This is a genomic window from Hydrocoleum sp. CS-953 (assembly GCF_002260545.1).
GTDB lineage: Bacteria > Cyanobacteriota > Cyanobacteriia > Cyanobacteriales > Microcoleaceae > Trichodesmium.
In genome coordinates this window covers 1-9,232 of the sequence record NZ_LGSU01001283.1, presented here as the reverse complement: position 1 = coordinate 9,232, position 9,232 = coordinate 1, and the positions used below count along the sequence as shown (strand labels likewise).

Sequence of the window (9,232 nt, the reverse complement as noted above, 5' to 3'; positions counted from 1 at the left end):
TATTTCTTAATCTCCTGACTTCTGACTCCTGAGGACTGACTCCTGAACCAAAAACTCGCAACTTTGCCAAGATACAGTTAGGGCTTCCATATAACTCTAGACTAAAACTTAGCTCTTAACCAATTCTTGCTAATTCAACAACCGAATTTGGGCTAAAACAAACACAGCCGGAATCACACGACCATAATTTGTAGCGATCGCTCTCCAACCCAAATCGGCCAAAAACCAAGTCCACAACATCGGCCCTAAAAATCCTAAAGCTGTCCGTACTGTCCCGTAACGAGCAGCACTAAGAGCCATCCCTCGATTAGCCATTTGCATAGTGACGTGACTTTGAAACTGAGCTGCTGCTGTTGCTCCGCCTTTTACTAATGCTGCTTTTGCCACTTCATATTTAGCAAAATGAATCGCAAATTGACGAGCTAACTGTTTTAGTAATATTGGTTTTAATACCGAACTCACAGCAAAAGCGGTACTACCTTTAAATAATAAACTTAATGGATTTTTTTGTATTGATATTGGTAGGGGCTGAGGAAAGTTACATTCAGCCAGGGAATTTTGTATATTTTGGGCTAAGACATCTTGTTGGGATCGAGGCAAACGTTTCCAGGTTCGACCTAAAACATGGAGAAACACCTCTGCTTCTAAATCTGTGGTTGAAAGTTCTTGAGAATAGGAAATCTTGAGATAACTACAGACCTTAATTAAAGCTTGCCGATAACTTACTTTCTGGGTATGTCCCCGTAATACCGTCATACCATCTGCTGCCAGATAACGAAATCTCTGGTCTAGGGCATCTAACCAAGCATCGCGATCGCGACTTTGTACATCTATTGGTAGAGGAGTCTGGAAATAATCCAAAGGATTGATCCCGCGCCCAAACAAAAGTCCTGTTAATTGTTGTAACTCCTCTTCTGTTGCTAATTCCAGTGCTGCTCTTAATTCATCCAACTTCTTATTTCCTCCACGCCCACAAAGCACTATGATTATACTTCAATTGAGTTTTACTAGGCTAACAACCAAATTAACCTTAACCAACTTATCATTATAACATAAGATATTTATTCTAATATTAAAAATTATGAACAACTCGCAAAAATTTGATATTGCCGTCATTGGTGCAGGTATGGCTGGTTTAGTCTGCGCTCAAGAATTACAGAAAGCTGGTTATTCGGTGGTGGTGCTGGAAAAATCTAGGGGAGTCGGGGGTCGCATGGCAACTCGCCGAGTCTCAGGAAGTCGCGCCGATCATGGAGTACGTTACCTGGAACCGACAGGTAAATTTTTGCAACAATTAATTAATAATCTCAAAAGTCAAAAAAATAACCCCGATACCGAGCCAATTCTTCAACTTTGGACAGATAAAATTTATGAACTAACTCAACCCCAGGGACTACTACTCCCTATTCCTAAAAATTGTTATATTGCGCCCCAGGGAATGAACTCTGTCGGCAAATTTCTTGCCCAAGGTTTAGACATTTGGTTTAGTCGGCGAGTACAAACTATGCAACCAATAGCCGAAAAAAATTGTTTAGGAATTACGGAGAAACCGGGTTTATCAATGAAACTTGGTTTAAACAACAACTACCAGGAGAATAAACCCAGTTTCTTGTCTGGTGCGCATAAGTCTTGGTGTTTGACTCTGGAAATTACTAATGATGCTGCTACCGAAAAACCAACAGAAGTGATAGCAAAAGCTGTAGTTCTAGCTATTCCTGCACCGCAAGCTTTAATGATTTTGGAACAACCTGTTGCCGAAATACAGCCAGAATTTCTTGAGCATCTGCGTTTTGTAGAATACGATCCTTGTATTACTGTGATGGCAGGATATTCTCCAGAATTACAGGGAAATTTACCAGAATGGCGGGCGATCGCTTTCCCGAATGATGACTATCTTGACTGGGTAGGTGTTGATAGTAGCAAAAGATCCCATCCGACTCAACCTGTATTTGTGATTCAAAGTAGCGCCAAGTTTGCTACTACCCATCTTGATACCCCGGACTTACAACCAGTCGGGAAAGAATTATTAGAATATACAGCACAACAGTTGTTACCGTGGTTAAGTAACCCAGAATGGTTGCAAGTTCACCGATGGCGTTATGCTTTCTGTCGTCAAGCTTTGAATGTTTCTTGTTTGACTACAGAAATGCCATTGCCATTAGTAGGTGCTGGTGACTGGTGTGGTGGAAATAATATTGAGGGTGCTTTTGCTTCTGGGTTAGCTGCAGCAAATTGGTTGAGTCAGATAGGGTTAGAGTGATTAATGGAGATATTAATAGCAGTCTTCAGATAATTACAAAAAATTCCTACTACCCAAATTAATTATGCTGCAAAATTATCATCATTTTTAGTTTTAACAGGACAATGATTATCAGGAACTTTGCAGTAACGACATTCCCAAATACTAGGAGTTAGTTTAGGCATTTTAGTGCTACAAATTATCGCAAGTAATTCTTGGAGATGCTGTTTAAATTTTTGATTAACTTCCCATGTAGGAATTTCCCAAATATTATCTGGATCAACAATACGTCCGTGGGGTATTTGTTGATGACAAAGTTCTTGAGTTTCTGATGCTAAGGGCAGTAAAAACATATAGAGTAAAACTTGCATTTTGTGAGAATTTTTGCGCCTACCTGTTTTAATATCCTCAACAACACCCCAATTATCTTTTGTGGCAATAATATCGGGTTTACCAGAAACACATATCGGGAATTTTTTACTATAAGCTTTGAACGAATTGTCATCCTCAATATAAACTGTAAATCCTTATTAATGTTACTGTTGGAGAATTACAAAAAAGTAAATTAAGTCGTGATATTTTAGCAGAATTAAAGTTAGGAAATAATCTGGAAATTGACAGTAAACCATTAGCTCATCCTTATTTTTGGGGAGCATGGATATGTCAGGGAGAGAGGGAGTAGGAAGTGTGGGGAGTGTGAGGAGTGTGGGAAGGGTGGGGACATAGGGAAATAGAGATATAGGTAGTAGTAGATTATAATGGTTGTGGTATTATCATTATTACACACTCGCTTCTGACTTCTGACTTTGTTAACGTAGGGGTTTGGTCTCCAAACCAAATCCCAAAATGCAGAACAAAGTGGAAATCGTACAACAGAATATCGTAGGGACGTTGCATAACAAAAATGCGAACGTCTCTACTTGTGTTTTACTAGCTCTTAAACACCCATTAAACTAAGCTCTTCTGCTAGAGCATCTATAGTGAAGCGAATTTGCTCCTCTGTATGATTACAAGTGATAAAAAAGCGTAGTCTGGCTGCATTGTGTGGTACAGATGGGTAAAACATAAATGGTACATTAATCCCTCGCTTAAATAAATTTTGGGATAACATTACCGACTTAATAGATTCACCTACAATAATAGGTATAACCGGAGAATCTTTACTCATTCCAGTATTTAACCCTCGTTCGCGAGCGCACTCCAAAAATAGTCGAGACATTTCTTGTAGTCGTGCCACTCTTTCCGGTTCCCTCCTTAATAACCGAATAGCAGCTAATACTGACGCTGTATCTGGAGGAGAAATACCTACACTATAAACAAATCCTGGAGAAGTATATTTAAGATATTCTACTAATGCTTTACTACCAGCAATGTAACCACCGCAACTAGCAAAAGACTTACTCAGAGTACCCATCCATAAATCAACATTATTAGGGTTAATCCCAAAATACTCACTAATACCACGACCATGTTTGCCAATAGTACCAATGGAGTGAGCTTCATCTACCATTAAAAAAGTTTTGTAATGTTTTTTAATCTCAATAAATTTTGGTAAATCTGGAATATCACCATCTGTACTATATACACCTTCTATAGCAATAAGTACCCGCTTATAACGATGACGGCGATCGCGCAGTAACTTATCTAAAGCTTCCCAGTCATTGTGAGGGAAAGCAATAATAGTTGCTCCTGATAATAAACAACCTTGGAAAATACTATTGTGACTTAAAGAGTCATGGAGAATTAAATCATTTTGTCCGAACAAATGACTAATAGTAGTTACATTAGTCGCATGACCACCAACATAAAGAATACTATCTTCAACGCCAATAAAATCAGCAATTTCTCTTTCTAATTCCTGATGTAATGGCTTTTCTCCTGATAGTAACCTACTAGCAGAAACGGAAGTTCCATAATGATTAATAGCTTCTTTTGCAGCATTAGATACGACAGGATCTCCACACATACCTAAATAATTATAGGTAGCATAATTCACCAGTTCCCTACCACCAATAACTGTAGTATTATTATTAATTCGTTCTTGAGGTATAAAGAAAGGATTACCAATACCAGTAGAATTAATATCTGCTAATTTATTTTGCAGTTGTAGATATTCTGGATAGAGGTCAAAGTTATAATACTCTAAAGGAATTTCTTCAGTTTCCGTAGTTGGATGAGAAGTTGAGACCTCAACCTCATCTTCTAATTTTTTGTGAATACTTGGCCTCGTATCCTCGGAGGTATCCTCTACTAAATATTCAGCCAAGGACTCAATTGTGGGATAATCTAACAAAAGGGTAGGAGGTAGTCGCCGACCCAGAAGATTTTCTAGTTCTCCAGAGAGATTGACCACTTCAATTGAGTTAAGACCATAATCAGTAAAATCCCGCTCAATATCTATTTCACTGGTGTCAACTTCTAGCCGTTCAGCTAATTGGGAGACTAACCAGGATTTAATATTATCTCTGACTGGAGATGATTTTGGGACTTGCAAGGCAGGGTCTGGATCATTTTTCACTAAAGACAGATGTTGGCTGTCTTGCTCATTCATAAGCTGGTTCAACAGTTTCATTGTTCACTCCTGCACCACATTAAAATTGCTTGTCACTCAGTTTTTTCTAGTAGCTTATATGCAATAGCACATAATTGGGGAAAAATGTCCCTCTGGAAAATCAGAAATTTGGCTTCTGATTCATTGGGGGCAACTTTTAACTTGTGACAATTACCTGAAATAGCTAACTATTTCAACTGATTGACCTTCCCAAAAAACACTGGGGAAGGCATGATGGTTATTGTGCCACGATCTTATACAAAGTAGAAAGGAAGAAGGAAGAAGAAAGAAGAAAGAAGGGAGAAGGAAGAAGTCCAGTAGGTTGGGTTTCACTTCGTTCTACCCAATAAAACTTTATAGTTCACTCCACTCCAGTAGGGTGCGTTAGGCGCTGATTACAAACTACGGTTGAACTATCAGATATTACGTTGCGCCGTAACGCACCGTTTTTGCAATAAATTAGCTGTGTAGTTCACTACTGGACTTACACTGATGCAATGGTGCGTTACGACAGATAGCTGAGTCCATTTCATAGTCTAAATTTAAGCCGTAAATACGCACCCTACTGGACTGTAATAAAACTGTTTACCTTCTTCCTTCTTCCCTCTAACTTCTTCCTTCTTCCTTATTCAAATATCTGTAGAGTTCCAGTCAAAAAGCCTTCGCGACAAGCATAACGCTGAACCTTTCCACTAGAAGTTTTGGGAATAGCTCCTGGTTTGAGCAACAATATCTGATAAATTTGTAAATCGTGATTTCTTGACACAGACCGTTGGATAGATTTAATTAAGTCCTGAGAATTATCAAAATTTTCTGTCCCACACTTGCCATTACGCTGACTAAAAAAATCAACCCCTATTGAGCTAACAGATTTATTAGTATGGTCATAATTTTGAGTTGTGACTTGTAACTTTTGACTTCCACGAAGGAGTTGACGAAAATTACGTTCTACCTCAGCTACTATTACTAAACGTTCTTCTCCTGCCACTTCTACAGAAAAGCTAGCAATACAACCTGGTCGAATTAAAGGATGACTTTGTTCGACTGTCCATTCAATATCTTGAGGATAATGATTCCGACCATTTATAATAATCACATCCTTGAGACGACCTGTCACAAATAGTTCCCCTGCCTTGAGAAAGCCTAAATCTCCAGTTCTCATAAATGGCTCTTGGGGTGCTTCAGCTAAATAAGCTGCAAAAGTCTGCTTTGTTTCTTCTGGTTTGTGCCAATAACCCTGAGCAATACTTGGTCCAGATACCCAAATTTCTCCTACTTCTCCCTCAGCACAAAGAGTTAATTTTTCTGGATGAACAATTTTAATCTGTTGCTCTGGCAAAGTTTGCCCACAACCTACTAATCTTTTTGTTCCTTCTATTTCAGAAACTAAGACGATCTGGTTTTTCTCTAATGCGCTAGTCGCAATAGTAGTTTCCACTGGTGGAGAAAGTTTATTACCCCCAGAAATAATTAGAGTGGCCTCCGCCATGCCATAGCAAGGATAAAAAGCTTCCCGGCGAAAACCACAAACAGAAAAGGTATTAGTAAACCTTTCTAAAACTTCAGCACTAATAGGTTCGGCACCATTAAAAGCTACTTCCCAACTACTTAAATCTAAAGTTTGTATCTGTTCCGGTTTAATTTTACGGACACACAAATCATAAGCAAAATTTGGCCCACCACTGGTAGTGCCTCGGTATCGAGAAATAGCTTGTAACCAGCGCACCGGACTTTGGAGGAACATTAAGGGAGACATGAGCATCACAGGAAAGCCTCCATATAAAGGTTGTAATATTCCACCAATTAAACCCATATCGTGATAGGGAGGTAGCCAGATTATTCCTTTACTTTGGGCAGAATGTCCAAAACATTGATGAATCAGACCAGAATTATGTAAAAGATTCTGATGAGTAATCATTACGCCTTTTGGTGTGGCCGTGGAACCAGAGGTATATTGCAGGAAGGCGGTGGTATCCTCATTAATATTGGGTTCTTGCCATTTCTCGGCAAAATTGTCAGGAATATGGTCAGTGGCTAACCAACCTAAACTATCTAATTCTGGGGTTTCTGAGGCGCGACGTTCTAGGCTCAAAACGATAGAATGAGTTGTTAAAGCTATTTTGGCCTTGCTATCTCTAATAATTGTTTGGATGCGCTCTAGGGAACGATTTGGTCTAGGAGGATAAGCGGGAACTGCTATAACCCCTGCATAGAGACATCCAAAAAAAGCAGTAATATATTCTAGTCCCGGTTGATAGAGGAGTAGGGCAACTTCTCCTGGTGGACATACTGATTGGAGATAGGCAGCGATCGCCCGTGAACGTTGTTCTAGTTGTTGATAGGTAAGGCTAATTGTGTCTGTTTCTCCATCTATTAAGAAGCTATAACCTATTTGTTCGGGGTTTTGGATAGCTCTGTTTTTTAATAAGTCTACTAATGTTTTAAATTTTTTATCTAAACTATTCATTTTATTTTTGATAGAAAAAGACAAGGATAATCAGAAAGACACGAGAGGAATTTTAACGCAGATGTAGGGATGATTAAGTAACCAAGCATAATTAAATGTCAAATAAATTATTTTTTTCTTGTTCTGATTGAAATTTTGTTGTTCTTAACCATTTTTTTGAGTGATTTATAGAGAGTAAATTTGGCAAGATAATACCAGCAAAATTAACATCTAAAAAAACGGATCAATTTTTAATACTGAAATATAGCTTAGTTTGATGTTCAAATCTCCCTTTGCTTTTTTCAAAATATGATTGATGAGATAAAATGAAAGATTTATAGAGAGTAAATTTGGCAAGATAATACCAGCAAAATTAACATCTAAAAAAACGGATCAATTTTTAATACTGAAATATAGCTTAGTTTGATGTTCAAATCTCCCTTTGCTTTTTTCAAAATATGATTGATGAGATAAAATGAAACATCCCTCCCTTTTCAAAGGTAAAAAGTCAAGATAGAATTCTTGATAATTAACTGTTGAAAAATCATCAATGACTGAAAATATCTTATATCCCTGGAAACAAGAAACTATAATTCACCATACTCAAAGGTTGTTATTGAGCTATAAATATTGGACTGGTAAATCTCTACTGGTATATAGATGGAACACCGGAAACAATAGCTCAAGCATTGTGGGAAGCTCCATTTGTTGTTGCTTCTCACGGTATGGAAGAAAACCCTATCTTAAATTATGGTAATCAGCAAGCCTTGGATCTATGGGAAATGAGTTGGGAGCAGTTCACTAATACCCCTTCTCGTCAGACAGCAGAACTTTCAGAGCGCGAAGATCGCCAGCTATTACTGACTCAGGTAGAAACTCAAGGGTATATTAGTGGTTATCGGGGAATTCGTATTTCCAGCAAAGGTAAACGGTTTTGGATTTCAAATGCTATTATCTGGAATCTTCTAGATGAAAATCAACAGCAATGTGGTCAAGCTGTTAATTTTCAGCAGTGGGAGCATTGACTTAATCCAAGAATAACGATATAATACGTTAAAAAGCATACCATTGTACTGGCAATACCCATACATGAAATCCATCAGAACCAAGCTCAAATTAAATAATCAACAAAAAACTCTGATGGCACAACACGCAGGTTATAGTAGATGGTGCTACAACTGGGGTTTAAGTTTATGGAATGCTGCTTACAGTGGGAGCATTGACTTAATCCAAGAATAACGATATAATACGTTAAAAAGCATACCATTGTACTGGCAATACCCATACATGAAATCCATCAGAACCAAGCTCAAATTAAATAATCAACAAAAAACTCTGATGGCACAACACGCAGGTTATAGTAGATGGTGCTACAACTGGGGTTTAAGTTTATGGAATGCTGCTTACATAGATGGTTACAAGCCCAACCCTCGTAAACTCAGAGAGGTTTTTACTAATCACACCAAGCCTCTCTACCCCTGGATGAAAAACTTATCATCTAAAGTTTATCAATATGCTTTTATGAACTTGGGTGAAGCATTTAAAAGGTTTTTTCAAGGTCTAGGTAAATACCCAAGATTTAAGAAGAAAGGTAAGTCTGATTCATTCACAATAGATAATTGTGGAAAGCCAATAGAATTAAACGGATGGAGTCACAAGTTACCTTTTATTGGTATTGTCAAAACTTACGAACCCATTGAAGCGACTACTCAAAAAATAACTATTAGTAGACAAGCTGGTGATTGGTATCTTAGCTGTAGCTATGAATTTCAGGCCATAACTACACCCAAAACAACTGATGTAGTAGGTGTAGATTTAGGTGTAAAAACCTTAGCTACTTTAAGTGATGGGAAAGTTTTTGAAAGTGTAAAGTCATATCGTAAGTCTGAAGCTAAACTTTCTCGGCTACAATAGAGTTGTTGGGAAATAACTTAGATTACAAAAAAAATAAAATGAAAACAGATATATTTAGTTAGTGATTTTATTATTTATGCTG

8 protein-coding genes are annotated in these 9,232 nt (G+C 37.8%); 4 read left to right on the top strand and 4 right to left on the bottom strand.

What is annotated here, in order from left to right:
• Positions 1-129: 129 nt before the first annotated feature.
• Positions 130-951 (bottom strand): YaaW family protein, encoded by an 822-nt coding sequence (locus tag AFK68_RS22840; RefSeq protein WP_094675355.1) that lies wholly within the window; start codon positions 949-951, stop codon positions 130-132.
• 130 nt (positions 952-1,081) lie between these two features.
• Here AFK68_RS22840 and AFK68_RS22835 point away from each other — a divergent pair, with 130 nt between their 5' ends.
• Positions 1,082-2,260, top strand: a complete 1,179-nt coding sequence (locus AFK68_RS22835; protein ID WP_094675353.1) for an NAD(P)/FAD-dependent oxidoreductase — start codon at positions 1,082-1,084, stop codon at positions 2,258-2,260.
• 62 nt (positions 2,261-2,322) lie between these two features.
• Here AFK68_RS22835 and AFK68_RS22830 read toward each other — a convergent pair whose 3' ends face one another.
• From AFK68_RS22830 to AFK68_RS22820, 3 genes are all read right to left on the bottom strand, one after another.
• The gene (locus AFK68_RS22830; protein WP_143438157.1) at positions 2,323-2,751 is read right to left on the bottom strand and encodes a Dna2/Cas4 domain-containing protein; all 429 of its coding nucleotides are present in this window, start codon (positions 2,749-2,751) and stop codon (positions 2,323-2,325) included.
• A gap of 425 nt (positions 2,752-3,176) precedes the next feature.
• A complete protein-coding gene (locus AFK68_RS22825; protein WP_094675349.1) occupies positions 3,177-4,811 on the bottom strand; it encodes an aminotransferase class I/II-fold pyridoxal phosphate-dependent enzyme in 1,635 nt (544 codons plus the stop codon).
• Positions 4,812-5,415: 604 nt separating this feature from the next.
• Positions 5,416-7,257, bottom strand: a complete 1,842-nt coding sequence (locus AFK68_RS22820) for a fatty acyl-AMP ligase (protein WP_094675347.1) — start codon at positions 7,255-7,257, stop codon at positions 5,416-5,418.
• Positions 7,258-7,925: 668 nt separating this feature from the next.
• On the opposite strand from AFK68_RS22820, the gene AFK68_RS22815 reads away from it, so the two are divergent.
• The 3 genes from AFK68_RS22815 to AFK68_RS42310 all read left to right on the top strand — a co-directional run bounded on the left by AFK68_RS22815 (position 7,926) and on the right by AFK68_RS42310 (position 9,150).
• The gene (locus AFK68_RS22815) at positions 7,926-8,261 is read left to right on the top strand and encodes an MEKHLA domain-containing protein (RefSeq protein WP_246844357.1); all 336 of its coding nucleotides are present in this window, start codon (positions 7,926-7,928) and stop codon (positions 8,259-8,261) included.
• A 64-nt stretch (positions 8,262-8,325) separates the two neighbouring features.
• The gene (locus AFK68_RS42315; RefSeq protein WP_256386631.1) at positions 8,326-8,475 is read left to right on the top strand and encodes a helix-turn-helix domain-containing protein; all 150 of its coding nucleotides are present in this window, start codon (positions 8,326-8,328) and stop codon (positions 8,473-8,475) included.
• Positions 8,476-8,523: 48 nt separating this feature from the next.
• A complete protein-coding gene (locus AFK68_RS42310; RefSeq protein WP_256386630.1) occupies positions 8,524-9,150 on the top strand; it encodes a transposase in 627 nt (208 codons plus the stop codon).
• Positions 9,151-9,232: the final 82 nt, after the last annotated feature.

Coding starts and splice junctions, on each gene's coding strand:
- AFK68_RS22835 (WP_094675353.1), top strand. CDS start 1,082: ATGAACAACTCGCAAAAATTTGATATTGCCGTCATTGGTGCAGGTATG.
- AFK68_RS22825 (WP_094675349.1), bottom strand. CDS start 4,811: ATGAAACTGTTGAACCAGCTTATGAATGAGCAAGACAGCCAACATCTG.
- AFK68_RS22820 (WP_094675347.1), bottom strand. CDS start 7,257: ATGAATAGTTTAGATAAAAAATTTAAAACATTAGTAGACTTATTAAAA.
- AFK68_RS42315 (WP_256386631.1), top strand. CDS start 8,326: ATGAAATCCATCAGAACCAAGCTCAAATTAAATAATCAACAAAAAACT.
- AFK68_RS42310 (WP_256386630.1), top strand. CDS start 8,524: ATGAAATCCATCAGAACCAAGCTCAAATTAAATAATCAACAAAAAACT.